Genomic DNA, 24,719 nt, shown 5'->3' with positions numbered 1-24,719 from the left:
ATGCCCAAGAGAACTGACATCCAGAGCATCCTGATCCTCGGCGCCGGTCCGATCGTGATCGGCCAGGCCTGCGAATTCGACTACTCCGGCGCCCAGGCCTGCAAGGCCCTGCGCGAGGAGGGTTACCGGGTGATTCTGGTCAATTCCAACCCGGCCACCATCATGACCGACCCGTCGATGGCCGATGCCACCTACATCGAGCCGATCGAGTGGCGCACGGTGGCGCGCATCATCGCCGACGAGAAACCGGACGCGCTGCTGCCCACCATGGGCGGCCAGACGGCCCTCAACTGCGCGCTGGACCTGGACCGGCACGGGGTACTGGCCGAACACGGCGTGGAAATGATTGGCGCCACCAAGGAGGCCATCGACAAGGCCGAAGACCGCCAGTTGTTCGACCAGGCGATGAAACGCATCGGCCTGGATACGCCGCGCGCCGCCACTGCCCACAGCCTGGAAGAGGCCTTCCAGGTGCTGGACAGCATCGGTTTTCCCTGCATTATCCGTCCGTCCTTCACCATGGGCGGCTCCGGTGGCGGTATTGCCTACAACCGGGATGAATTCGAAGAAATCTGCATGCGCGGGCTGGACCTGTCGCCCACCAAGGAGCTGCTGATTGATGAGTCGCTGATCGGGTGGAAGGAATTCGAAATGGAGGTTGTCCGCGACAGGAACGACAACTGCATCATCGTCTGCGCCATCGAGAACTTTGACGCTATGGGTGTGCACACCGGTGACTCCATTACCGTGGCGCCGGCCCAGACCCTGACCGACAAGGAATACCAGATCATGCGCGACGCCTCGCTGGCGGTGCTGCGCGAGATCGGGGTGGAGACCGGCGGTTCCAACGTGCAGTTCGGCCAGTGCCCGAAAACCGGCAGGCTGGTCATTATCGAAATGAATCCGCGGGTGTCCCGGTCCTCGGCCCTGGCCTCAAAGGCCACCGGTTTCCCTATCGCCAAGGTGGCGGCCAAGCTGGCTATCGGCTACACCCTGGACGAGTTGCAGAACGATATTACCGGCGGTGCCACACCGGCTTCCTTCGAGCCCGCTATCGACTACGTGGTCACCAAGATACCGCGTTTTGCCTTCGAGAAATTCAACGGTGCCGACGCCCGCCTGACCACCCAGATGAAATCGGTGGGCGAGGTCATGGCGATTGGCCGTACCTTCCAGGAGTCGGTGCAGAAAGCCCTGCGCGGCCTGGAGGTGGGCTCCGCCGGCTTTGAGCACAAAATCGACGTCGATGACCCGGACCGTCGCGACGAACTGGCCAGTGAACTGGTTAACCCCGGGGCGGAGCGAATCTGGTATATCGCCGACGCTTTCCGCGCCGGTATGAGTGTGCAGAAAGTGCACAAGCTGTCCGGCGTGGACCCCTGGTTCCTGGTGCAGATCGAGGACATCGTCAACACCGAGAACAGCCTGAAAACGGTGGAGCTCAAGGATATCGACGCCGTGCAGATGTTCCGTCTCAAGCGCAAGGGCTTTTCCGACGAACGCCTCGCTGTGCTGCTCAATTCCAGCCAGCGCAAGGTGCGCCACCACCGCCAGGCACTGGGTATCCGCCCGGTGTACAAGCGGGTGGATACCTGCGCCGCGGAATTTGCCTCGTCCACCGCCTACATGTACTCCACTTACGAGGAGGAGTGTGAGGCCGCCCCCTCAGACCGGGACAAGATCCTGGTGCTCGGCGGCGGGCCCAACCGGATTGGCCAGGGCATCGAGTTCGACTATTGCTGCGTGCACGCGGTGCTCGCCGCCCGCGAGGACGGTTACGAGACCATCATGGTCAACTGTAACCCGGAAACGGTATCAACCGACTACGACACCTCCGACCGGCTCTACTTTGAACCGGTGACACTGGAGGACGTGCTGGAAATCGTGGCGCTGGAAAAGCCCAAGGGGGTGATTGTGCAGTTTGGCGGCCAGACACCGCTGAAGCTGGCTCGGCGACTGGAAGAAGAGGGCGTGCCGATCATCGGTACCACCCCGGAGGCCATCGACCGCGCCGAGGACCGGGAGCGCTTCCAGCAGATGATCCAGAAGCTGGGGCTGAAGCAACCGGCCAATACCACCGTGCGCAGCACCGAAGAAGCGGTAGAGGCGGCGGCGCAAATCGGCTACCCGCTGGTGGTGCGTCCCTCCTATGTGCTGGGCGGCCGGGCGATGGAAATCGTCTACCGTGAGGAAGACCTGCTGCGCTATATGACCCAGGCCGTGCAGGCCTCTGACGACAGCCCCGTGCTGCTGGACAGTTTTCTGTCCTCCGCCATTGAGGTCGACATCGATGCGGTGTCGGACGGCGAGCAGGTGGTGATCGGCGCCATCATGCAGCATATCGAGATGGCCGGTGTTCACTCCGGCGATTCAGCATGCTCGCTGCCTCCCTACAGCCTGGATCCGGCGGTGCAGGATGAAATGCGCGAGCAGGTCAGGCAAATGGCTCTGGAACTGGGCGTGCGTGGCCTGATGAACGTGCAGCTGGCCTGGCAGGACGACGAAATCTATGTGATTGAGGTGAACCCGCGGGCTTCGCGCACCGTGCCCTTTGTGTCCAAGTGCATCGGTCGCTCCCTGGCTCAGGTAGCCGCCCGCTGTATGGCGGGCCAGAGCCTGGTCTCACAGGGCTTCACCGAGGAAATCGTGCCGCCCTACTTCAGCGTCAAGGAAGCGATCCTGCCGTTTAACAAGTTCCCCGGGGTTGACCCGATCCTGGGGCCGGAAATGCGCTCCACCGGCGAGGTCATGGGGGTGGGGGACAGTTTTGCCACTGCTTTCGCCAAGGCCCTGCTGGGCGGTGGCGAGGCGCCGCCCAAGTCCGGTACCGTGCTGATGAGTGTGCGTGACGTGGACAAGCCCGGCGCGGTGGCGGTGGCCAAGGATCTGGTGGGGATGGGCTTCAAGCTGGTCGCCACCGGCGGTACCGCCGATGCCCTGGAGCATGCCGGCCTGGAAGTGCGCCGCATTAACAAAGTGCTGGAGGGCCGCCCGCACATTGTCGACATGATCAAGAACGACGAGGCGGATTTTATTATCAACACCACCGAGGGGCGGCGGGCTATCGAGGACTCGGCGTCCATCCGGGCGAGTGCAGAGGCTCATCGGGTGTTTTACACTACTACCCTGGCAGCGGCGGAGGCCGTCACCATGTCGCTGCAGCAGGAAGGTGACAAGAAAGTACGCAGGTTGCAGGACCTGCATGGGAGTATCAGTTCATGAACAAAGTACCAATGACCGTCGCCGGCGAAGCCGCCCTGCGCGAAGAACTGGAACACCTGAAAAAGGTCGAGCGGCCGCGGATATCCGATGCCATCGCCGAGGCCCGTGAGCATGGCGACCTGAAGGAGAACGCCGAGTACCACGCGGCCCGCGAGCAGCAGAGCTTCACCGAAGGCCGGATCATGGAGATCGAAAGCAAGCTGTCCAGCAGTCAGGTGATTGACGTCACCCAGATAGCCAGAACCGGCAAGGTGATTTTTGGCACTACCGTCGATCTTGTGAACGTGGAAACCGACGCGGCGGTGACCTACAAGATCGTGGGTGAGGACGAGGCCGACGTGAAGAACAACCTGATTTCAGTGGGCTCACCCATCGCCCGCGCCCTGATCGGCAAGGAAGAGGGCGACGTGGTCGTGGTCAAGGCCCCGGGCGGCGATATCGAGTACGAAATCGACCAGGTGCAGCATATCTAGCGCTTCGAGATGAGGATAGACCCGGCGAGCGACGTGCCTGTCCGAAGCTGCGGGCAGGCATTGAGCAGGGCGTTTACTTCGGCGTATAGCTGTACTTCTGCCCGGCAATCGCCGCCTCATACATCAGGCCGCCCTTGGCCACGGTAAACACGGCCATTCCCTTGCGGTAACCCAGGGAGGCGGTGGAGGCGTCATTCTTGCCGCCGGCCACGCTGGTCTGGGCGCCACCGCCGGTGCTGGCCTGGGCGCCGGCTGAGGCGGTAATGGCCACCGCGGTAGCCTGGGCGCCGAACTCAAAATTGCCGGAGGTGAAATCCTCGAAGGCGCGTTTGTCCTCGAAGAAGATGATCTGGCTGTAGGCCTGGCCACCCAGCTGCCAGCCAATAGACAGCTGGGTCATCTTGGTGTCGCCGACATGCTGGCCGCCGGCGTACACCCGGCCGGAGCCGTGGGCGCCGCCAATGCCCATGCCCCCCTTGCCGATGGTGGGGAAGAGGGCGTAGCCGTAGGCATTGTTGAAGTAGCCGGCGCTCTCGCCGGCCCTGAGGAATGTTTCCCTGGCTTCGCTGTAATTGTCGGCGTGGGCACTGGGTAAAGCGGCGAGAAGCACAACCGCGGCGAACAGGGTTTGCAGGATTCTGGTCATCAGGTATCAGCCTCGTTGTCGTTTAGGGAACGGTATAGCAGCTGCTCCAGCATAATAGATGCTGGTGGCGGATTGGTCACTCTCTATTGATGCAAATCATTCTCATTACTGATATGATCATCAGCCAATCAAGTTTGCATGACGGATATCCGGTGGCTGTAAATCCCTCCCTGTGGTCCCTGACAGCGGGCGATCGCTGTGAAATTCTGGGCTATGACGATGCCCTGGCAGAAAAGTACAGGATTCGCCTGATGGAATTTGGTTTCCATCCGGGGGAGTTCGTCACCTGTCTGCATTCCCCGTCCTTTGGCGCGCCCAAGGTCTACCAGGTCAGCAACACGGTATTTTCCCTGGACGACGAGGTTGCGGCCCACGTCTCCGTGCGCCTGTCATGAGCAGAATCATCCTTATCGGCAGCCCGAACTCGGGCAAGAGCCTGCTGTTCAACCGGCTGACCGGTCTCAGCCAGAAAGTGGCCAATTTCCCGGGCATTACCGTGGATGTGGGCTCAGGCAAGCTGCAGGCGGTACCGGACAAAGTGCTGGTGGACTTTCCCGGCACCTACTCCCTGCAGGCGATTTCCGCCGAGGAGGAGGTAGCGGTCGATTACTTTGAGCGCGCGCTGGAGGACCCGGAGGTAGAACAGGTGCTGTGCCTGATCGATGCCACCCGGCTGGAAAAGAGCCTGCTGTTCACCCTGCAGGTGATACGCGACTGTGAGCGCAACGGCAAGCCGGTCACCGTGCTCGCCAACATGATGGACATCCTCGATAACCATGGCCTGCAACTGGACGTGGAGGGTCTCTCCGCTGCCCTGCACACCCCGGTACTGCCCGTTTCCGCCCGCTCGGGCAAGGGCCTGGATGCGGTCACCGAACTGCTTGCCCGTGAGCCGGATCCGAACCGGGCAGGTCGCCCCCAGCTGATGGATACCCCCGATGTGATTCTCCGCGGGGAGGCGCACAAACTGGCCCACCGGTTTGGCCCGAAGGGTGACGTGCTGATCCGCACCCAGAACCGGCTGGACCGGTTTTTCCTCCACTCCCTGACCGGCGGGGTGTCTTTCTTCCTGATCATGTACCTGCTCTTCCAGTCCATCTTCACCTGGTCGGCCCCGGCCATGGATGCGGTGGAGGGCTCCCTGGCCTGGCTGGCGGATGCGCTGGTGCCGCTGCTGGGTAACCAGCTGGTGCAGGATTTCACCTCGGACGCGCTGTTCAGTGGCATTGGTGCTTTCCTGGTCTTTGTGCCGCAGATATTTGTACTCACCTTTGTTATCGGCCTGCTGGAAGACTCCGGCTACATGGCCAGGGCGGCGCTGATCTGCCACAAGCCGCTGCGGCTGTTTGGTCTCACCGGCAAGAGTTTTATCCCCATGCTGTCAGGGGTGGCCTGTGCGATTCCCGGTATCTACGCCGCCCGGGCGATTGATTCACCGCGCAAGCGCATGCTCACCTATATGGCGATTCCGCTAATGCCCTGCAGCGCCCGGCTGCCGGTCTATACGCTGCTTATCGCTGCCTTTATTCCCGCCGAAACCACGCTCGGCGGGTTGATCGGCTGGCAGGGACTGGCGATGTTCGGCATTTACTTCTTTGGCATGATGATGGGATTGCTCATTACCGGCCTGGTGTCCCGCACCCGCGAGGACCATTACACCGACCTGCCCTTCGTGCTGGAGTTGCCGCCCTACCGCCTGCCCGGCATCCAGCCCATTGTGCGCAATGCCTGGAACCGCTCGAAGCACTTCGTCACCAAGGCCGGCAAGATTATTTTTACCGTTACGGTGTTGATCTGGGTGCTGGGTTACTTCCCCAATTACGGCGCTGACCTGGGCGAGTCCTGGCTGGGCCAGTTTGGCCACCTGGTCGAGCCGGTGTTCTCGCCACTGGGCCTGGACTGGCGCTACGGGGTGGCAATCTTCACCTCTTTTGCCGCCAGGGAAGTGTTTGTGGGCACCCTGGGAACGATCTTCGGTATCGAGGGGGCGGATGAGAACATGGTGCCGCTGGTGGAGCAGATCCAGAGCAGCGACCTGGCCCTGGGCTCTGGGCTGGCGCTGCTGGTGTTCTTTGCGATTTCCCTGCAGTGCGTATCCACCCTGGCGATCCTGGCCAAGGAAAGCGAGTCACGCTCGCTGACCCTGAAGATGTTCGTGGGCTACTTCCTGCTCGCCTACACCGCGGCGGTAACGGTGTACCAGGTTACCGGCCTGATCACCGGTTGACAGCGGCGTCCGGCGCCGCGGCGCCAGCCGCCCGGCCGTTAACTGCGCTGCAGCTGGAAAACCTGCACCTGGGCCAGTACCAGCTGGGCCACCAGTTCGATCACCATGCCGTGGTTTTCCTGGCGGATGGTTTCCAGCCCGGCATCGAGGTCGATCTTCAGCGCGCTACGCTCCTGCTCCGTCAGCCCTTCCGGCAGGCGGATGCCAAAACAGTACTGCTCTGATTCCTTGATGCGTTTGTAGATGCGGGTAAGTTGCGCGGCGGCGTAGTCGATGAGTTCCTCATCGGCGCCCTTGCTGGTGAGTAAGTGCCGGATCTGGCGGTCGAGATAAGCCAGGCCCCGGGCCTGTTCCGATGGAAACTCGAGAATATTCCCCATGCCGTGGCGCCCCTCCGCGTTGGGAATGCCACGCCATCATAACCAGAAAAACTGCTGCAGGGGAATACAGAAATGTCGCGATTGTTGCGACCGGGCAGGGGGGCTCAGACAGGCCTGATGAGGTTGGAGAGTCGCGGGTCAGGCTCGGCGGTACGCCGCAGCACGAGGATGACATTGCCGATGCTCTGCACGACTTCCGCCCCCGAGCGCTCGCACAGTTCCTCGGCCACGGCGATCCTGGCGTCCTTGCCGCCGACGGCCAGCTTGATCTTGATCAGTTCGTGCTGGCTGAGGGCGCGATCGATTTCGGCCACCACCGCCTCGGACAGGCCCTTGCCGGCAACGGTTACCACCGGTTTCAGCTTGTGGCCGATGGCGCGCAGTTGCTTGATATCCTGTTTGCTTGTCTTGCTCATAGTGAATCCACGGTACAATGGGGGCTCGGTCCCCTCAGGGGGCGCGTATTCTACACAAGCGGCCAGCGGCCCGAAACGTAACTATAGACAAAATTTATGGCGAAGAAGCGATCCTCCAGCAAGGCCTGGCTGAAAGAGCACCGGGACGACCCCTACGTGCAGCAGGCCCTGCGCGACGGCTACCGCAGCCGGGCCTGTTACAAACTGCTGGAACTGCAGGACAAGGATCGCCTGATCCGCCCCGGGATGACGGTGGTGGACCTGGGCAGCGCCCCCGGCGGCTGGTCGCAGGTGGCCGCTGACCTGGTGGGGCATCACGGCCGGGTGGTCGCATCGGACATACTGCCCATGGACAGCCTCGCGGGGGTGGAATTTATCGAGGGCGATTTCACCGAGGACGAGGTATTCGAGCGAATTCTGGCGGCTCTGGGCGGGGAACCGGTGGACCTGGTGGTCTCCGACATGGCCCCCAACATGAGCGGGGTTACCGCCGTTGACCAGCCCAGGTCCATGTATCTGGTAGAGCTGGCACTGGACATGGCGCGTCGCGTGCTGGCCCCGGGTGGGTCGTTTGTGGCCAAAGTGTTCCAGGGGGAGGGCTTTGACGAGCTGTTTCGCGACGCCCGCAGCTCTTTTGACAGGATCCTGACCCGCAAGCCGAAGGCTTCCCGGCCCCGCTCCCGGGAGGTGTACCTGGTGGCGACCGGCTTCAGGGGGTAACGGGGGCCGGGAGGCAGGCCGATTCGGGGTTGAAACATGGCCGTGCGTCCCCATCTGTAGTACATTGCGGTGAGATAATTCCTGATTTCTTGCGTAACAAGTACGGGGCCCGATTTATCGGCCCCGCGGTTCTCCGTCGTGTGCGGGGAAGAGGCTATAATTGAGGAGTATGGCTGTCGGGCCATTACCCAGTGCCGGTGTGCGGCTTGCAGGGTCAGGTTCCGGAGGATGCAGCGTTGAGTGATATGGTAAAAAATCTACTGTTGTGGCTGGTTATTGCCGCAGTTCTGTTGTCGGTATTCAACAACTTCAATATGCAGAGCCCGTCGGAGCAGCTGCAGTATTCGGAGTTTATCGAGGAAATCCAGCGCGACCAGGTGCAGAAAGTCACCGTGGACGGGCTGACCATTACCGGCGAGCGCTTTGATGGCAGCAGCTTCGAGACGATTCGCCCGATGGTCGAGGATCCCAAGCTGATCGACGACCTGCTGGAGCACAATGTCGTGGTGGAGGGCAAGAAGCCCGAGCAGCAGAGCGTGTGGACCCAACTGCTGGTGGCGTCCTTCCCCATCCTGATTATTATCGCCGTATTCATGTTCTTCATGCGCCAGATGCAGGGCGGTGCCGGCGGCCGTGGCGGACCCATGAGTTTCGGTAAAAGCAAGGCCCGCCTGCTCGGCGAGGACCAGATCACCACCACCTTTGCCGATGTTGCCGGTGTGGATGAGGCCAAGGAGGATGTCCAGGAACTGGTGGAGTTCCTGCGCGATCCCAGCCGTTTCCAGAAGCTCGGCGGCCGCATTCCCCGCGGGGTGCTGATGGTAGGCCAACCCGGTACCGGTAAGACCCTGCTAGCCAAGGCCATCGCCGGCGAGGCCAAGGTGCCGTTTTTCTCCATTTCCGGTTCCGATTTCGTGGAAATGTTTGTCGGTGTGGGCGCGTCCCGCGTGCGCGACATGTTTGACCAGGCCAAGAAACAGTCGCCCTGCATTATCTTCATCGACGAGATTGATGCCGTCGGCCGCCACCGCGGTGCCGGACTCGGCGGCGGTCACGACGAGCGAGAACAGACCCTGAACCAGTTGCTGGTGGAAATGGACGGCTTTGAGGTGAATGACGGGGTGATCGTTATCGCCGCCACCAACCGTCCCGATGTGCTGGACCCGGCGCTGTTGCGCCCGGGGCGTTTCGACCGCCAGGTAGTAGTGGGGCTGCCAGATATCCGCGGTCGCGAGCAGATTCTCAAGGTGCACATGCGCAAGGTGCCGCTGTCGGAAGACGTGGAGCCGGGGAAAATCGCCCGCGGCACCCCCGGCTTCTCCGGTGCGGACCTGGCCAACCTAGTCAACGAGGCGGCGCTGTTCGCCGCCCGGGCCAACGTGCGCACCGTGGGCATGCAGCAGTTTGAACTGGCCAAAGACAAGATCATGATGGGCGCCGAGCGCAAATCCATGGTGATGTCCGAGGATGAAAAGCGCAACACCGCCTACCACGAGGCGGGCCACGCCATCGTCGGCCGCTTGATGCCCGAGCACGACCCGGTCTACAAGGTGAGCATTATTCCCCGCGGCCGGGCCCTGGGGGTGACCATGTTCCTGCCCGAGGAAGACCGCTACAGTCACAGCCGCCGGCACATTGTCAGCCAGATATGCAGCCTGTTCGGTGGCCGTATTGCCGAGGAGATGACCCTCGGCAAGGACGGCATCACCACCGGGGCCTCAAACGATATCCAGCGGGCCACTGATATCGCCCGCAAGATGGTCACCCAGTGGGGGCTGTCGGAGAAAATGGGTCCGCTGATGTACGACGAGGGCTCCGAGGAAGTGTTCCTCGGCCGCAGTGCCGCCCAGCAGCACCAGGCCCTGTCGGATGAAACCGCCACCCAGATCGACAAGGAAGTGCGCCGTATCATCGACGAGTGCTACGCTACCTCCCAGCGCCTGCTGGAAGAGAACGTGGACAAACTGCACCTGATGGCCGATGCGCTGATGCAATACGAGACCATCGACTCCGACCAGATAGACGACATCATGGCCGGCCGGCCGCCGCGCGAACCGGCGGGCTGGAGCGATCGTGACGGTGACGGCGGCAGCAGCCAGGCCAATGTCGGCGAGGAAGACACCAGGGACTCCAACCGTCCTATCGGCGGCCCCGCCGGCGAGCACTAGGGCGCTTGACCATCGGTAGCATCCCGGCCCCGGCGCTTGACTGCGCCGGGCGCTTGCTTGATCTTTCCCGCCCCCGGGTAATGGGGGTCATCAACACCACGCCCGATTCATTTTCCGATGGGGGGTCGCTCTATGATCGCCAGCGACTTGATATTGAGCAGGCCCTGGCCCGGGCGCGGGACATGGTGGCCGCCGGAGCCGCCATTGTCGACATTGGCGGTGAGTCCACCCGCCCGGGGGCGGCGCCGGTTACCGAAGCCGAGGAATTGGCCCGGGTAGTGCCGCTGGTGGAGCGCATTGCCGCTGAGCTGGACGTGGTCATTTCGGTGGATACCAGCAGTCCGGTCGTGATGCGCGAGGCGGCCAGCCTGGGGGCCGGCCTGATCAATGATGTGCGCGCTCTGCGGCGCGAGGGCGCACTGGAGGCTGCTGCGGCAAGCGGGTTGCCGGTATGCCTGATGCACATGCAGGGCGAGCCCGGGTCAATGCAGGCAGATCCGGTCTATGGCGACGTGGTTGCCGAGGTCAGCGCTTTTCTCCGGCAGCGCATGGAAGACTGCGAGCGGGCGGGCATTCGCCGGGAGCAGCTGGTGCTGGACCCGGGCTTTGGCTTTGGCAAGACGGTGAGCCACAACCTCGCCCTGCTGCAGGGGCTGCCGCAGCTGGCAGCGCTGGGGGCGCCCTTGCTGGTGGGGCTGTCACGCAAGTCGCTTATCGGTAAACTGATCGGCAGAGATGTGCACCAGCGGCTGCCCGCCAGCCTTGCCCTGGCAGTGCTGGCGGTTGAGCGCGGTGCAGCCATTGTCCGAACTCACGATGTGGCGGCGACCAGCGATGCGCTGGCCATGTGCCGCGCACTGGCAGAACTGGATCAACAATGACAAGACAGTATTTCGGCACCGACGGTATTCGCGGTGCGGTGGGCGAGGGCGCCATTACCCCCGATTTCATGCTCAAGCTCGGCTGGGCCTGCGGCCGGGTGTTTACCCGACTGGCGGCGAGTAACAAGCGCTGCACGGTAATTATCGGCAAGGACACCCGGGTCTCCGGTTATATGTTTGAATCGGCGCTGGAGGCCGGGCTGGTCGCGGCCGGTGTCGATGTGAAGCTGCTGGGCCCCATGCCGACACCGGCGGTGGCGCTGATGACCCAGACCCAGGCGGCGGATGCCGGCATCGTGATCAGCGCTTCCCACAATCCCTTCCAGGACAATGGCATCAAGTTTTTTTCGGCCAGCGGTTCCAAGCTGGCGGACGAGGTCGAGCTGGCCATAGAAGAAGAACTGGAGAAGCCGCTGGAGACGGTCGGCTCAAGGGACATCGGCAAGGTCCTGCGGGTGGTTGACGCCGCCGGCCGCTATATCGAATTCTGCAAATCGACCGTACCGGAAGGCTTCAACCTGCGCGGCATGCGGGTGGCGGTGGATTGCGCCAACGGCGCCACCTACCACATCGCGCCCAGCGTGTTTTCCGAGCTGGGTGCGGAGGTAATCAGCCTTGGCGTCCAGCCCGATGGTTTCAATATCAACGAGGGGGTGGGATCGACGGACACCGATGCCCTGGCGGCGCTGGTAACTGCCCAGGGGGTTGACCTGGGGATAGCCTTTGACGGTGATGGCGACCGGGTGTTGTTTATCGATGCCCGGGGTGAACTGGTCGACGGCGATGAGCTGATCTACATTATCGCCTGCCATCGCCTGGCTGCCGGTGAAAGCGATGCCGGGGTAGTGGGCACGCTGATGACCAATCTGGGCACGGAAGTCGCCCTGCGCGATGAAGGCTTGCGGCTGGTGCGGGCCCAGGTGGGCGACCGTTATGTGAAAGAGCGCATGGAAGCGGAAGGCTGGCACCTGGGCGGTGAGTCCTCGGGGCATATTATCTGCAGTGACATCACCACCACGGGCGACGGCATTGTCGCTGCATTGCAGGTCCTGCGCGCTGTTCGCGACTCTGGCAAGAGTCTTTCCGAGCTGCGCGCAGGCATGACCAAGTACCCGCAAACCATGATCAACGTGAAATCCTGCGGCCGGGTTGATTTGTCCGCCTACCCCGAAATAGATGCGGCGGTAGCGGAGGTGGAGCGGCAACTGGGTGAGCGCGGCCGGGTGCTGTTGCGGCCCTCCGGCACTGAGCCAGTGGTGCGGGTCATGATAGAAGGCGAGGACGCGGCGCAAGTGCAGCAGCTGTGCCAACAGCTGGCTGCCGACGTGGAGCGTATTCTCGGGTGACAATCGCTTTCTTGCCAGCGCCTGGTAACTTGGGTAAGATTGCGCCCGCTTTTTTGTCCGGGAGGGGATATGCGCCAGCCGCTGGTAGCAGGTAACTGGAAGATGCATGGCTCCCGGGCAAGTGTCGGCACCCTGTTGGGGGCGCTGCTGGCCAGCGACCTCGCCGACAACGTGGAAGTCGCGGTTTGCCCCACATATGTGCACCTGGCGCAGGCCCTGGAGCTCTGTACCGCTGGCGCCATTGGCGTGGGTGCGCAGGACTGCAGTCATGCCGATACCGGGGCTTACACCGGCGAAGTGGCCGCGGCCATGCTCGCAGACCTCGGCTGTGACTGGGTAATCCTCGGGCACTCCGAACGCCGGGCCTACCACGGTGAGGGCGACAGCCTGATTGCTGCCAAGCTGGCGGCGGCGGTTGCCGCGGGCCTGAAGCCCATTCTCTGTGTTGGTGAGACCAGGGAGCAGCGCGAGGCCGGGGAGGCGCAGGCCGTGGTCGCCGCGCAACTGGCCGGTGCTCTGGGTGATCACCCGGGGCCGCAGGGCCTGGTAGTCGCCTACGAGCCGGTATGGGCGATTGGCACTGGCCTGACGGCCACGCCGGACCAGGCCCAGGAGGTGCACGCGTTCATTCGTGCTGAACTGGCGAATGTTGCCGCCGTCAGTGCCGATGATACCCGCATTCTGTATGGTGGCAGTGTAAAACCCGGCAATGCCGGGGACTTGTTCGCCCAGGCGGATATAGACGGCGCCCTGGTGGGCGGCGCGGCCCTGGTGGCTGAAGATTTCCAGGCAATCTGCAACGCAGCTGCCTGATTGAATACGTCCCGGAGGGACAGAGGGAAGATGGAACAGATTATATTGGTTGTTCACCTGCTGGTGGCGCTGGTCATTATTGGCCTGATCATGCTGCAGCAGGGCAAGGGTGCGGACATGGGGGCGTCCTTCGGCGCCGGCGCGTCGCAGACCCTGTTTGGTTCTGACGGCAGCGGCAACGTGCTGACCAAGGCGACCGCCTGGCTGGTGGCCCTGTTTTTCGCCACCAGTTTCGGCCTGGCCCTGGTGGCCAGCAATGCCTCGAAGCCGGTTAACGATCTGGGTATTGATATTCCCCCCGCCGCAATGCAGGCTGGCGAAGCCAGTGCGGAGGAAGAATTGCCGGTGGTCGAGGACGATATTCCTGCCGCCGTGGGCACGCCAGAGGCGGAAACCGAGGGCGACCTGCCGCAACTGGACTGACAACAGACACGCCGAAGTGGTGGAATTGGTAGACACGCTATCTTGAGGGGGTAGTGAGCTATGCTCGTGCGGGTTCAAGTCCCGCCTTCGGCACCATCTAACAGAAAGGGTTCCTGTATCAGCAGGGGCCCTTTTTTGTCCCCTGTACAGGTATTCGCTGGCGACCTATGATGACGGCTCCGCTCAACGACTGGAGCCCCTTATGTCCGACACATTCAATGCGATTGTTGCCGAGGAGGTGGACGGCAAGCCCGTCGCCGCCCTGAAAACTATTGGTCTGGAAGACCTGCCCGACGAGCCGGTGCTTGCCGATGTGGCCTACTCCACCATCAATTACAAGGACGGCCTGGCGGTGAGCGGGGCGGCGCCGATCTGCCGCAAGTTACCGCTGATCTGCGGGATTGACCTGGCGGGCACCGTGGTTGAGTCGAGCGACGACGCTTACCAGCCGGGGGACAAGGTCCTGGTCAATGGCTATGGCCTGTCAGAGCTGCACAATGGCGGCTACACCCAGAAGCAGCGGCTGCGGCCGGAGTGGCTGGTGCGGGTCCCCGAGGGCATGAGCCTGTTCGAGACCATGGCGCTGGGCACGGCAGGCTATACCGCCATGCTTTGCGTGCAGGGCCTGCAGGACCAGGGGGTGACACCGGCAGACGGTCCCATCCTGGTCACCGGGGCCGCCGGTGGCGTGGGTACGGTGGCCGTGTCCCTGCTGGCGGGGCTGGGATATGAGGTGCACGCCAGCACCGGCCGGGTCGACGAGCAGGGCGATTTCCTCAGGGGCCTGGGGGCGTCGGCGCTGGTGCCACGCCAGGATCTGGCGCGGGACAGCAAGCCGCTGGAAAAGGAACTGTGGGCCGGGGTCGTCGACACGGTGGGCGACAAGGTGCTGGCCACTGCGATCGCCCAGACCAAATACGAAGGCGTGGTCACGGCCTGTGGCCTGGCCGGCGGTGCCGGCCTGCACAGCTCGGTGATGCCCTTTATCCTCCGTGGCGTTACCCTGCGCGGTATCGATTCAGTGATGGCCTCCCAGGCCCGTCGGCAGCGCGCCTGGGATGCGCTGGCACACAGCATGAATCGCGAGCACCTGGCGCGGCTGTCGGCAACCGTTGCCATGACCGCCGTGCCGGCGCTGGCGCCGAAAATTCTCGCCGGTGAGGTAGCTGGACGCCTGGTGGTGGACGTTAACGCCTGATGCTGACCGTTTTCCGGGATGCGGTTTTGCGCGCCCCAAGTGGCCGCTGGTGGCGGTAATTTGCCGCATTAAAAAAGAGTCGCTATTGCGGTTGACCCGGGTGGGGTCGGTACCTATAATGCACAGCCTCGAATTTGGGTCGGGATGACGAGACCGAGCCAAGGTGAACGCCAAGGGGCTTTCACAGCGAGAAAGTATTGATGCGGGGTGGAGCAGCCTGGTAGCTCGTCGGGCTCATAACCCGAAGGTCGTCGGTTCAAATCCGGCCCCCGCTACCAACAATACGTTGCCCGCTCCAGAACCGGCAACGTGAAGAAAAAGCCCCTTTTCAGGGGCTTTTTCGTATGTGAAATAAAGCTCCTGAGTGGAGCTTTTCGTTTTTGGAGAAAAGTGCCGGCGTGGCAAGTAAAGAACAGCAACTGCAGCTTTTGCTGGAGCCGACCATCGAGGCCCTTGGCTTTGAGCTGTGGGGTATCGAGTACCTGTCCCAGGGCAGGCACACGCTGTTGCGTATTTATATCGAGCACGAGAACGGTATTTCCGTGGACGACTGTGCCGCTGTCAGCGAACAGGTGAGCAGCGTTATGGACGTGGAGGATCCGATCACCGGGGAGTACACCCTTGAGGTTTCCTCACCCGGAATGGACCGCCTGCTGTTCAAGCTGGAACAGTTTCCGGCCTACGCCGGGGAAATGATTGAGCTGCGCCTGCGCAGCGCCTTCGAGGGGAGGCGCAAGTTCAAGGGCGTATTGAAAGGAATAGAGGGCGAGGACGTGGTCGTCCAGGTGGACGACCACGAGTACCTGTTGCCCCACAGCGCGATAGAAAAAGCGCGCGTACAACCCCGCATCTGATTGCGGGACCTGAACTGGCGAGGCTAGAGATGACAAAGGAAATTCTGCTTGTAGCGGAGGCTGTATCCAACGAGAAGGGGGTGTCCGAGGACATCATCTTCGAGGCGATTGAGCTGGCGTTGGCCACAGCGACCAAGAAACGCTACGACGAGGAGTCCGATATTGAGGTCGTGATTGACCGTCAAACCGGCGACTATGTCACCAGGCGCCGCTGGCTGGTGGTGCCCGACGATGAGCTGGCGCTGCTGGGCACCCAGTTCACCACCGAGGAAGCGGCGGAAAAAGACCCCTCCCTGCAACCCGGTGACATCTACGAGGAGGTGGTGGAAAACGTCGGCTTTGGCCGTATTGCCGCCCAGACCGCCAAGCAGGTGATTGTCCAGCGGGTGCGCGATGCCGAGCGCGCCCAGGTAGTGGAACAGTACATGGAACGCGTCGGTGAACTGGTGGCCGGCAGCGTCAAGAAAGTGACCCGCGACAACGTGATCGTGGATCTCGGCAATAACGCCGAGGGCCTGCTGCCGCGCAGCGAACTGGTGGGCCGCGAGACCTTCCGGGTCAACGACCGGGTGCGCGCCATTCTCAAGGAAATCAGCACCGAATCCCGCGGTCCGCAGCTGATTCTCAGCCGCGCCTGCCCGGAAATGCTGATCGAGCTGTTCAAGATCGAGGTGCCGGAGATCTCCGAGGAGGTTATCCAGATACGCGCCGCGGCCCGCGACCCCGGTTCGCGTGCCAAGATCGCGGTAAAGACCAACGACCAGCGTATCGACCCGGTCGGCGCCTGTGTCGGCATGCGCGGATCCCGCGTGCAGGCGGTGTCCAACGAACTCGACAACGAGCGCGTGGATATCGTCCTCTGGGATGACAACCCGGCCCAGCTGGTGATCAACGCCATGGCCCCGGCCGAGGTTGAGTCCATCGTGGTGGATGAGGATTCCGGCACCATGGACGTGGCGGTGTCAGAAGACAACCTGGCCCAGGCTATTGGCCGCTCGGGGCAGAACGTTCGCCTGGCCAGTGAGCTTACCGGCTGGACCATCAACGTGATGAGCCTGGAAGAAGCCGCCGAGAAGCATGAAGCCGAAGCCGGCGAGGTGATCGGCGTGTTCTGCGAGCAGCTGGACGTCGACGAGGAGGTGGCCGAGATACTGGTGGAAGAAGGCTTTACCACCCTGGAGGAAGTGGCTTACGTGCCGCTGGAAGAGATGACCGCCATCGACGGTTTCGATGAGGATATCGCCGAGGAACTCCGCGCCCGCGCCAAGGACGCACTGTTGACCCAGGCCATTGCCTCGGAGGAACAGCTGGGCGCCAACGAGCCGGCGGAAGACCTGCTCAACATGGACGGTATGGACCGTCACCTGGCCTACATCCTGGCCAGCCGCGAGATCATCACCATGGAAGACCTGGCGGAGCAGGGTATTGAAGATTTAATGGACATTGAAGACATGACTGAAGAGCGTGCGGGTGAGTTGATTATGACCGCGCGCGCACCCTGGTTTGCCGAGGCTGAAGAGTAAGCGGCTGCGGTAGGGCAGACACTGGAAAACAGGGTATCGAGGAGAATATTGCATGGCGCAAGTGACAGTACAGCAACTCGCAGAAGTAGTGGGTGCATCCGCCGAACGTCTGCTGACGCAGATGAAAGAAGCGGGCTTACCCCATACGGGAGCGGATCAGGCTGTATCGGATGAGGACAAGCAGACCCTGCTGTCCTATCTGAAGCGTAGCCACGGCGAGTCCACGGACGCGCCCCGGCGTATTACGCTGAAAAGAAAGACCCTGAGTACCCTGAAGACCTCCGGTTCCCAGGGCAGGAAAACCGTTAATGTGGAGGTGCGTAAAAAGCGTACCTACGTGAAACGCGACCCGGCCGAACTTGCAGCCGAGGCGGCCAGGGAAGCCGAGCAAGCAGCAGCGACAGCGGCGGAAGCGGCAGCGGTAGAGCGCGCCGAGGCAGAAGCGGCAGCGGCTGAGGCGGAAGCCAGGGCGGCTGCAGAAGCGGCGAAAGCCGCGCAAGAAGCGGCCGAAGCCGAGTTTGTGCCCGAGCCAGAACCCGAGCCAGAACCTGAGCCTGAGCCTGAGGAAGAGGAGGATCCGGCCAACATGGATCCGGAGATCCTGCGCCAGCGCGCTGCTGCCCGGCGCAAGAAGCGGGAAGCGGAAGAAGACGCTGCGCGCAAGGCTGCACTGGAAGCTCGCAAGGCAGAAGAAGCTCGCAAGAAAGCCGAGGCGGAAGCCAAGGCCAAAAAAGAAGCCGAGCAGCCCCAGGACGCAGTCAAGCGCCCCAAGCGCCTGCACGAGGCTCCCAGCAGCACGGCCGCCGACCAGCGGCGGAAGAAACACGGCCGGCTGGAGAAGCCAGCGGGACGCGGCAAGCAGCGCGGCCACAATCTGTCACTGTCCGACCTGGACCGCGCCGAGTCAGGCATGGCCCGTCGTCGTGGCCGCAAGAAGCTGAAAGCGACCCACGAGGAGCACTCCAGGCACGGCTTTGAGCTGCCGACTGAAAAGAAAGCGGTGGAAGTGGCTGTGGGCGACATGATTTCCGTGGGCGATCTCGCCCAGCAGATGTCGGTCAAGGCCGGTGAGGTGATCAAGCAGCTCATGGGCCTGGGGGTCATGGCGACCATCAACCAGATGATCGACCAGGATACCGCGACCCTGGTGGTCGAGGAGATGGGTCACAAGGTCAAGACGGTCAGCGCCGATGCGCTGGAAGAAAGCCTGGTGGAAACCCTGGCCCAGAGTGCCGATGAGGGCACGCTCGAGCCGCGCGCCCCGGTAGTGACCGTGATGGGCCACGTGGACCACGGCAAGACCTCGCTGCTGGACTACATTCGCAAGAGCCACGTGGCCTCTGGCGAGGCCGGTGGTATTACCCAGCATATCGGTGCCTACCACGTCGATACCGATCACGGGATGATTTCTTTCCTCGATACCCCGGGACATGCGGCGTTTACCGCCATGCGTGCCCGCGGCGCCAAGAGCACCGACATCGTTATCCTCGTGGTTGCCGCCGATGACGGCGTCATGCCGCAAACCGAGGAGGCGGTCAATCACGCCCGCGCGGCAGAAGTGCCGTTGATTGTCGCCATCAACAAGATGGACAAGGAAGGCGCGGACCCGGACCGGGTCAAGAATGAGCTGGCGGCCAAAGATGTGATTCCTGAAGATTGGGGCGGCGACACCCAGTTTATCCCCGTATCGGCCCACACCGGTGAGGGCATTAACGAGCTGCTGGAAGCGGTGCTGCTGCAGTCAGAGCTGCTGGAGCTGCAGGCGCCTCGCGATGTGCCTGCCCAGGGCATTGTGATTGAGTCCCGGCTGGACAAGGGGCGCGGTTCTGTCGCATCCCTGCTGGTCCAGAGCGGCACCCTGCGCAAGGGCGACATCGTTCTCGCGGGCCTGCAATATGGCCGGGTGCGCGCCATGCTGGACGAAAACGGCCAGCCGATCGACGAGGCCGGTCCCTCCATCCCGGTTGAAATTCTTGGCCTGGACGGCACGCCTGACGCCGGCGACCAGTTCGCCGCGGTGGAGAGCGAAAAGCGGGCGCGTGAGATAGCCGATTTCCGCCAGGAAAAGAGCCGCGATACCAAGCTGGCGCGCCAGCAGGCGGCCAAGCTGGACAACATGTTCGAGAGCATGACCGCCGGCGAGAAAAAGACCCTCAACGTGGTGGTCAAGGCCGACGTGCGCGGTTCCCTGGAAGCTATCCAGAGCGCCCTGCTGGACCTCGGCAACGAGGAAGTGCAGGTCAATGTGGTTGCCGGTGGTGTCGGCGGCATTGCCGAGACCGACGTCACCCTGGCGATTACCTCCGGCGCGGTGATCTTTGGTTTCAACGTGCGTGCGGACAACGCCGCCCGCAGGCTGATCGAGAACGAGGGCGTGGACCTGCGTTATTACAACGTGATCTACGACCTGATCGACGATGTGAAGGCCGCCCTGACCGGCATGCTGGCGCCGGAACTGCGCGAGGAAATACTCGGCATTGCCGAGGTGCGCGACGTGTTCCGCTCGCCCAAGTTCGGCCAGATCGCCGGCTGTATGGTCACCGAGGGTACGGTATACCGCTCCAGGCCCATTCGTGTGCTGCGCGACAACGTGGTGATTTACGAGGGAGAGCTGGAATCGCTGCGGCGCTTCAAGGACGATGCCAACGAGGTCCGTAATGGCATGGAGTGCGGTATCGGGGTCAAGAACTACACCGATGTGAAGGTAGGTGACCAGATCGAAGTGTTCGAGGTGAAGGAAATCGCCCGCTCCCTGTAGGCGGCGATTTCCCGACTATCATGGCCAAGGAATACGCCCGTACCCAGCGCGTTGCAGATTACCTGCAGCGGGAGCTGGCAGAGCTGATCCAGCACGAGGTGCGTGACCCCCGGGTGGGTATGGTCAGCATTACCGGCGTGGATGTGAGCCGGGATATGGGCCACGCGCGGGTCTACTATACTGCCATGAACGCCAGTTCGGCCGAGGAAGCCAGTGAATCCACCGAGGCGCTGAACCGGGCGGCGGGTTTTTTGCGCAGCCAGCTGTCACGGGACAGCAGCATGCGCATGGTGCCGCAGCTGCGGTTTTACTTCGATACCAGCGTCGGCCGTGGCCGCGACCTGGAGGAGCTGATCCGCAAGGCAGCGGAGTCGGATCGCGAACTGGGCCTGCGCGACGACAGCGCAGAGGAGCAGTAGCGGTGGCGAGGCGCCGCCGGGGTCGCCCAGTGAACGGCATCCTGGTTCTGGACAAGCCACTGGGCATGAGTTCCAACCAGGCGCTGCAGGTGGCAAAGCGGCTCTACTTTGCCGCCAAGGCCGGCCACACCGGCAGCCTGGACCCCCTGGCAACGGGAGTGTTGCCCCTGTGTTTTGGCGAGGCCACCAAGTTCTCCCAGTACCTGCTGGATGCGGACAAGGCTTACCAGAGCACGTTTGTGCTGGGTACGGTCACCGACAGCGGTGATGCCGAGGGCGATGTGCTGGCAACAAACGATGCCAGTGCAATAAGCGAGGCCGACGTGGCAATAGCCCTGCAGGCCTTTCGCGGTGAGATCGAACAGGTGCCGTCCATGTTCTCTGCCATCAAGCAGAATGGCCAGCCCCTGTACAAGCTGGCTCGCCAGGGCATAGAAGTAGAGCGCAAATCGCGCCAGGTGACGGTGCACCAGCTGGAGCTGCGCGATTTCCGCCGCGACGGCGCCCGGGCCGAGGTAGACATCTACCTCGAGTGCAGCAAGGGCACCTATGTGCGTTCCATCGCCGAGGATCTCGGCCAGGCCCTGGGCTGCGGCGCCCATGTGAGCGTGTTGCGGCGCACCATGGCCGGCCCTTTCAGCATTGAGGACAGTGTCAGCCTCACTACCCTGGAGGGGCTGAAACAGAATGACCAGCTGGCGCAGATGGATGACTTGCTGCTGCCGGCGGACACCGCGGTGAAGGCCCTGCCCCTGGTGGAACTGGCTGAATCCGGCGGGTTTTACCTGCGCCAGGGCCAGCCGGTACTGGTGCCAAACGCGCCCGCAAGTGGTATGGTGCGCGTCGCCCTGGAGACCGGCGAGTTTCTCGGGGTAGGAGAGATATTGGACGACGGGCGCGTGGCGCCGCGTCGGCTGGTGGTAAACGGCCGCTAGGCCGTTTACGCGGGGCGCAGGGATGCGCCGCCATTGACCATGGGTCAATGTGAGTCAGGCCAACACCCGAAAGCGCGGATGCTTTCGCCAGTGTTGGCAGGGCGTGGGCCACAGGCGGCAGTAAGCCGGTTGTGAGGCCTGCTTGAGAGTCACCTGACTGGTGACGCGAACCTGTCTGTTAATCTGCACGGACAGGCTCTTTTTATTGGAAGGGTGGTACGCCACCTGAGGCAGATTATTCAAGAGGAATAGAAAATGGCTTTAAACGCTGAACAGAAAGCAGCAATCGTAAACGAGTACAAGGTAGGCGAGGGCGACACAGGTTCCCCGGAAGTACAGGTAGCACTGCTCACCGCAAACATCGAGCAGTTGCAGGGACACTTCAAGTCGCACAAGCACGACCACCACTCCCGTCGCGGCCTGATCCGCATGGTAAACCAGCGCCGCAAGCTGCTGGACTATCTCAAGCGCAAAGATGCAGCGCGTTACACCGATCTGATCAAGCGACTCGGTCTGCGTCGATAAGCTGTACCACACATCGGGGCCAAGGGGCCCCGTTGTTTATATATAGAATTGGAGAAAAATTGTGAATCCAGTAACAAAAACATTCCAGTACGGTGGCCAGACAGTCACGCTGGAAACCGGCCGTATCGCCCGCCAGGCGACCGGATCGGTTCTGGTTACCGTCGAAAACACCTCGGTGCTGTGTACTGTAGTCGCGGAGAAAACCCAGCGCGAAGGGCGCGACTTCTTCCCGCTGGCCGTGCACTACATTGAAAAAACCTACTCAGTGGGCAAAATCCCCGGCGGCTTTTTCAAGCGTGAAGCCCGCCCCAGCGAAAAAGAAACCCTGACCTCACGGCTGATCGACCGCCCCATCCGCCCGCTGTTCCCCGACGGCTTCATGAACGAAGTACAGGTGGTTTGTACCGTGATGAGCGCGGACAAGAGCATTGACCCCGATATCCCTGCGATGATCGGTACCTCCGCGGCCCTGGCCATTTCCGGCGCGCCCTTCAACGGCCCCATCGGCGGCGCCCGGGTCGGTTTCAGCGCCGACCAGGGTTACATCCTCAACCCCACCTACGAGCAGCTGGCCGAGAGCAAGCTGGACATGGTGGTTGCCGGTACCGCCGATGCGGTACTGATGGTTGAATCCGAAGCCAAGGAGCTGACCGAAGACCAGATGCTGGGTGCGGTCCTCTACGCCCACCAGGAAATGCAGACGGTTATCCAGGCCATCAATGAGCTGGCGGCGGAAGCCGGCAAGCCGAAGTGGGACTGGCAGGCGCCTGCCGTGAACGAAGAGCTGCTGGCGGCGGTGGAAGCCCAGGTCAAGACCGATCTCGGCGAAGCTTACCGCATCACCGAAAAAGCCGATCGCTACGCCCGCGTTGGTGAGATTCGCGATGCCGCGGTCGCAGCGCTGGCGGTCGAAGGCGGCCCTTCTGCCGACGAAGTGAAAGAGCTGTTCAAGAAGCTCGAGAAAAACCTGGTGCGCAAGCGCATCCTGGCTGGCGAGCCCCGTATCGACGGTCGCGACACCCGCACCGTGCGCGCCATCGCCTGTGAGGTCGACATTCTGCCCAAGGCCCACGGTTCCGCCCTGTTTACCCGTGGTGAAACCCAGGCTATTGGTGCCGTTACCCTGGGCTCCACCCGTGACGCCCAGATCATCGACGCCCTGGAAGGCGAGCGCCGCGATCCGTTCATGCTGCACTACAACTTCCCGCCCTATTCGGTGGGCGAAGCGGGTCGTGTCGGGTTCACCAGCCGTCGCGAAATCGGTCACGGCCGCCTGGCTCGTCGCGGTCTGGCCGCGGTACTGCCCGGTGAGGAAGAATTCCCCTACACCGTGCGCGTGGTGTCCGAGATCACCGAGTCCAACGGTTCCAGCTCCATGGCTTCCGTGTGTGTGGGCTCCATGTCGCTGATGGCCGCCGGCGTGCCCCTGAAGGCGCCGGTTGCCGGCATCGCCATGGGCCTGGTCAAGGACGGCAACCAGTTCGCCGTGCTGACCGACATCCTCGGTGACGAGGACCACCTGGGCGACATGGACTTTAAAGTGGCCGGTACCGCCGAGGGTGTGACCGCGCTGCAGATGGACATCAAGATCGAGGGCATCACCGCCCAGATCATGGAGACTGCCCTGGAGCAGGCCCAGCAGGCGCGCCTGCACATTCTCGGCCAGATGAACGAAGTCATCGCCGAGGGCCGCCAGGTCACCTCCGAGAACGCTCCGTCCATGGTGACCCTGAAGGTTGATTCCGACAAGATTCGCGACATTATCGGCAAGGGCGGCGCAACGATTCGCTCCATCACCGAGGAGTCCGGCGCCACCGTCGATATCGACGACGACGGCACCGTGCGTATCTTTGGCCAGGACCAGATGGCCCGCGACAAGGCGGTTGCCATGGTCGAGGAAATCACCGCCGAGGCGGAAGTGGGTGCCGTCTACACTGGTACTGTTGCCCGCATCGTCGACTTCGGTGCCTTCGTCAACATCCTGCCCGGCAAGGACGGCCTGGTACACATCTCCCAGATCGCCAACGAGCGGGTGGAGAACGTGACCGACTACCTGAGCGAAGGCCAGGAAGTAAAGGTCAAGGTGCTGGATGTGGACCAGCGTGGTCGCATCAAGCTGTCCATCAAGGAACTGCTTGAGGACGAAGCGGCTGGCGAAGAGGCTCCGGCAGAAGAAGCTGCCGACTGAGCCAGGCCTTTACGCATGGATGGGGGGATGCACGCAGGTGCATCCCCCTTTTTTGTAACGGTCAGCAGGAGTCGGGTCCCGCTGCCCTAGCCTGAATATTTCATGAGTCATCAGATTCGGCCAAATCTCCGCGGAGATTTTCCGATTACGGAATCGCAGGCAGTTAACAGGCTGATTTGATCTGATTTCACGCCTTGCGGGCACACTTCCCCCAACCCCCATTGTTTATCAACGTGCCGGGGCAGCACTCCGGCGGGGTTACGAGGAGGTCAGGCGGAAGGCTACAGTTTGGAACAGTTCCTGGTGCGGGCAGGCACTGCTCATCAGGATGCGGATGCGACGGGTATTGCGGATAATCACCGCACCAATCTTCAGCAATGTGAGCCGGATTCGGTTCGGGCTGGCCTTGGCCAGAATGGTGTTTTGCAGTGCCCGGGTACGCAGCCCCTCGAACAGCGTGTAGGCCAGGCTCGATAGCAATTACCGGAACTGGTTGGGCCACCAGCTGTGGCAGGAGGTGCGACCGGCAAACAGGTCCAACTGCTGGTCTTTGATCCTGTTCTCCATATCACCGCGGGCACAGTAGACCTTGTCGTACAGGTAT

At 62.4% G+C, this 24,719-nt stretch carries 21 protein-coding genes, 2 tRNA genes and 1 pseudogene; 20 read left to right on the top strand and 4 right to left on the bottom strand.

Annotation, left to right across the window (positions count from 1 at the left end):
- Together carB and greA are read left to right on the top strand one after the other, a co-directional pair.
- Positions 1 to 3,222: a carbamoyl-phosphate synthase large subunit gene (gene carB / locus DWB85_RS16615; RefSeq protein WP_117956803.1), complete on the top strand. Its 3,222-nt coding sequence runs from the start codon at positions 1 to 3 to the stop codon at positions 3,220 to 3,222.
- The gene (gene greA / locus DWB85_RS16610) at positions 3,219 to 3,695 is read left to right on the top strand and encodes a transcription elongation factor GreA (RefSeq protein ID WP_117956801.1); all 477 of its coding nucleotides are present in this window, start codon (positions 3,219 to 3,221) and stop codon (positions 3,693 to 3,695) included. The genes carB and greA overlap by 4 nt, the downstream gene beginning before the upstream one ends.
- A gap of 73 nt (positions 3,696 to 3,768) precedes the next feature.
- Here the strand turns inward: greA and DWB85_RS16605 are convergent, their stop codons facing one another.
- Positions 3,769 to 4,341 carry a YSC84-related protein gene (locus DWB85_RS16605; RefSeq protein WP_117956799.1) on the bottom strand — a complete coding sequence of 191 codons (573 nt, stop codon included), beginning with the start codon at positions 4,339 to 4,341 and terminating at the stop codon, positions 3,769 to 3,771.
- Positions 4,342 to 4,493: 152 nt separating this feature from the next.
- Here DWB85_RS16605 and DWB85_RS16600 point away from each other — a divergent pair, with 152 nt between their 5' ends.
- Positions 4,494 to 4,736, top strand: coding sequence for a FeoA family protein (locus tag DWB85_RS16600; protein WP_117956868.1), 243 nt, complete (start codon positions 4,494 to 4,496; stop codon positions 4,734 to 4,736).
- On the top strand, positions 4,733 to 6,568 hold the full coding sequence (gene feoB / locus DWB85_RS16595; protein ID WP_117956797.1) for a ferrous iron transporter B: 1,836 nt from the start codon (positions 4,733 to 4,735) through the stop codon (positions 6,566 to 6,568). The genes DWB85_RS16600 and feoB overlap by 4 nt, the downstream gene beginning before the upstream one ends.
- A 38-nt stretch (positions 6,569 to 6,606) precedes the next feature.
- On the opposite strand, the gene DWB85_RS16590 is transcribed toward feoB, so the two are convergent.
- Both DWB85_RS16590 and DWB85_RS16585 read right to left on the bottom strand, forming a co-directional pair.
- A complete protein-coding gene (locus DWB85_RS16590) occupies positions 6,607 to 6,948 on the bottom strand; it encodes a hypothetical protein (RefSeq protein ID WP_117956795.1) in 342 nt (113 codons plus the stop codon).
- A gap of 104 nt (positions 6,949 to 7,052) precedes the next feature.
- Positions 7,053 to 7,364, bottom strand: coding sequence for a YhbY family RNA-binding protein (locus tag DWB85_RS16585; RefSeq protein WP_117956793.1), 312 nt, complete (start codon positions 7,362 to 7,364; stop codon positions 7,053 to 7,055).
- 96 nt (positions 7,365 to 7,460) lie between these two features.
- Here DWB85_RS16585 and rlmE point away from each other — a divergent pair, with 96 nt between their 5' ends.
- From rlmE to pnp, 16 genes are all read left to right on the top strand, one after another.
- Positions 7,461 to 8,084: a 23S rRNA (uridine(2552)-2'-O)-methyltransferase RlmE gene (rlmE, locus tag DWB85_RS16580; protein WP_117956791.1), complete on the top strand. Its 624-nt coding sequence runs from the start codon at positions 7,461 to 7,463 to the stop codon at positions 8,082 to 8,084.
- Between the two features lie 245 nt (positions 8,085 to 8,329).
- On the top strand, positions 8,330 to 10,252 hold the full coding sequence (gene ftsH, locus DWB85_RS16575; protein WP_117956788.1) for an ATP-dependent zinc metalloprotease FtsH: 1,923 nt from the start codon (positions 8,330 to 8,332) through the stop codon (positions 10,250 to 10,252).
- A gap of 80 nt (positions 10,253 to 10,332) precedes the next feature.
- Positions 10,333 to 11,133, top strand: a complete 801-nt coding sequence (folP, locus tag DWB85_RS16570) for a dihydropteroate synthase (protein ID WP_117956786.1) — start codon at positions 10,333 to 10,335, stop codon at positions 11,131 to 11,133.
- Entirely contained in the window at positions 11,130 to 12,479 is a 1,350-nt protein-coding gene (gene glmM / locus DWB85_RS16565; protein WP_117956785.1) for a phosphoglucosamine mutase, read from the top strand. The genes folP and glmM overlap by 4 nt, the downstream gene beginning before the upstream one ends.
- A 69-nt stretch (positions 12,480 to 12,548) precedes the next feature.
- Positions 12,549 to 13,292, top strand: a complete 744-nt coding sequence (tpiA, locus tag DWB85_RS16560; protein ID WP_117956783.1) for a triose-phosphate isomerase — start codon at positions 12,549 to 12,551, stop codon at positions 13,290 to 13,292.
- A 30-nt stretch (positions 13,293 to 13,322) separates the two neighbouring features.
- Positions 13,323 to 13,715: a preprotein translocase subunit SecG gene (gene secG, locus DWB85_RS16555; RefSeq protein ID WP_117956781.1), complete on the top strand. Its 393-nt coding sequence runs from the start codon at positions 13,323 to 13,325 to the stop codon at positions 13,713 to 13,715.
- A gap of 10 nt (positions 13,716 to 13,725) precedes the next feature.
- Positions 13,726 to 13,811 (top strand) — tRNA-Leu (locus DWB85_RS16550).
- 106 nt (positions 13,812 to 13,917) lie between these two features.
- Entirely contained in the window at positions 13,918 to 14,913 is a 996-nt protein-coding gene (locus DWB85_RS16545; RefSeq protein ID WP_117956779.1) for an MDR family oxidoreductase, read from the top strand.
- 201 nt (positions 14,914 to 15,114) lie between these two features.
- Positions 15,115 to 15,191 (top strand) — tRNA-Met (locus DWB85_RS16540).
- A gap of 120 nt (positions 15,192 to 15,311) precedes the next feature.
- Positions 15,312 to 15,767: a ribosome maturation factor RimP gene (gene rimP, locus DWB85_RS16535; RefSeq protein WP_117956866.1), complete on the top strand. Its 456-nt coding sequence runs from the start codon at positions 15,312 to 15,314 to the stop codon at positions 15,765 to 15,767.
- Between the two features lie 29 nt (positions 15,768 to 15,796).
- Entirely contained in the window at positions 15,797 to 17,290 is a 1,494-nt protein-coding gene (gene nusA / locus DWB85_RS16530; RefSeq protein ID WP_117956777.1) for a transcription termination factor NusA, read from the top strand.
- Positions 17,291 to 17,342: 52 nt separating this feature from the next.
- Positions 17,343 to 20,048: a translation initiation factor IF-2 gene (gene infB / locus DWB85_RS16525; protein WP_117956775.1), complete on the top strand. Its 2,706-nt coding sequence runs from the start codon at positions 17,343 to 17,345 to the stop codon at positions 20,046 to 20,048.
- A 20-nt stretch (positions 20,049 to 20,068) separates the two neighbouring features.
- Positions 20,069 to 20,467, top strand: a complete 399-nt coding sequence (gene rbfA, locus DWB85_RS16520; RefSeq protein ID WP_117956773.1) for a 30S ribosome-binding factor RbfA — start codon at positions 20,069 to 20,071, stop codon at positions 20,465 to 20,467.
- A 2-nt stretch (positions 20,468 to 20,469) separates the two neighbouring features.
- Positions 20,470 to 21,402 carry a tRNA pseudouridine(55) synthase TruB gene (truB, locus tag DWB85_RS16515; protein ID WP_117956771.1) on the top strand — a complete coding sequence of 311 codons (933 nt, stop codon included), beginning with the start codon at positions 20,470 to 20,472 and terminating at the stop codon, positions 21,400 to 21,402.
- A gap of 255 nt (positions 21,403 to 21,657) precedes the next feature.
- Entirely contained in the window at positions 21,658 to 21,927 is a 270-nt protein-coding gene (rpsO, locus tag DWB85_RS16510; protein WP_117956769.1) for a 30S ribosomal protein S15, read from the top strand.
- Positions 21,928 to 21,988: 61 nt separating this feature from the next.
- Complete coding sequence (gene pnp, locus DWB85_RS16505) at positions 21,989 to 24,115, top strand: polyribonucleotide nucleotidyltransferase (protein ID WP_117956767.1); 2,127 nt, start codon at positions 21,989 to 21,991, stop codon at positions 24,113 to 24,115.
- Positions 24,116 to 24,373: 258 nt separating this feature from the next.
- Here the strand turns inward: pnp and DWB85_RS19800 are convergent.
- Positions 24,374 to 24,719, bottom strand: a pseudogene (locus DWB85_RS19800) (transposase); the annotation flags it as partial.

Source organism: Seongchinamella sediminis, from assembly GCF_003457605.1.
GTDB classification, from domain to species: domain Bacteria; phylum Pseudomonadota; class Gammaproteobacteria; order Pseudomonadales; family Halieaceae; genus Halioglobus; species Halioglobus sediminis.
Note: the sequence above shows the minus strand (reverse complement) of the source record. Positions and strands in the feature narration are given on the sequence as shown.

Excerpts from the sequence above, each read along its gene's own strand:
- carB (WP_117956803.1), top strand. The coding sequence starts at position 1 with ATGCCCAAGAGAACTGACATCCAGAGCATCCTGATCCTCGGCGCCGGT.
- greA (WP_117956801.1), top strand. The coding sequence starts at position 3,219 with ATGAACAAAGTACCAATGACCGTCGCCGGCGAAGCCGCCCTGCGCGAA.
- DWB85_RS16605 (WP_117956799.1), bottom strand. The coding sequence starts at position 4,341 with ATGACCAGAATCCTGCAAACCCTGTTCGCCGCGGTTGTGCTTCTCGCC.
- feoB (WP_117956797.1), top strand. The coding sequence starts at position 4,733 with ATGAGCAGAATCATCCTTATCGGCAGCCCGAACTCGGGCAAGAGCCTG.
- DWB85_RS16590 (WP_117956795.1), bottom strand. The coding sequence starts at position 6,948 with ATGGGGAATATTCTCGAGTTTCCATCGGAACAGGCCCGGGGCCTGGCT.
- DWB85_RS16585 (WP_117956793.1), bottom strand. The coding sequence starts at position 7,364 with ATGAGCAAGACAAGCAAACAGGATATCAAGCAACTGCGCGCCATCGGC.
- rlmE (WP_117956791.1), top strand. The coding sequence starts at position 7,461 with ATGGCGAAGAAGCGATCCTCCAGCAAGGCCTGGCTGAAAGAGCACCGG.
- ftsH (WP_117956788.1), top strand. The coding sequence starts at position 8,330 with ATGGTAAAAAATCTACTGTTGTGGCTGGTTATTGCCGCAGTTCTGTTG.
- folP (WP_117956786.1), top strand. The coding sequence starts at position 10,333 with ATGGGGGTCATCAACACCACGCCCGATTCATTTTCCGATGGGGGGTCG.
- glmM (WP_117956785.1), top strand. The coding sequence starts at position 11,130 with ATGACAAGACAGTATTTCGGCACCGACGGTATTCGCGGTGCGGTGGGC.
- tpiA (WP_117956783.1), top strand. The coding sequence starts at position 12,549 with ATGCGCCAGCCGCTGGTAGCAGGTAACTGGAAGATGCATGGCTCCCGG.
- secG (WP_117956781.1), top strand. The coding sequence starts at position 13,323 with ATGGAACAGATTATATTGGTTGTTCACCTGCTGGTGGCGCTGGTCATT.
- DWB85_RS16545 (WP_117956779.1), top strand. The coding sequence starts at position 13,918 with ATGTCCGACACATTCAATGCGATTGTTGCCGAGGAGGTGGACGGCAAG.
- nusA (WP_117956777.1), top strand. The coding sequence starts at position 15,797 with ATGACAAAGGAAATTCTGCTTGTAGCGGAGGCTGTATCCAACGAGAAG.
- infB (WP_117956775.1), top strand. The coding sequence starts at position 17,343 with ATGGCGCAAGTGACAGTACAGCAACTCGCAGAAGTAGTGGGTGCATCC.
- rbfA (WP_117956773.1), top strand. The coding sequence starts at position 20,069 with ATGGCCAAGGAATACGCCCGTACCCAGCGCGTTGCAGATTACCTGCAG.
- rpsO (WP_117956769.1), top strand. The coding sequence starts at position 21,658 with ATGGCTTTAAACGCTGAACAGAAAGCAGCAATCGTAAACGAGTACAAG.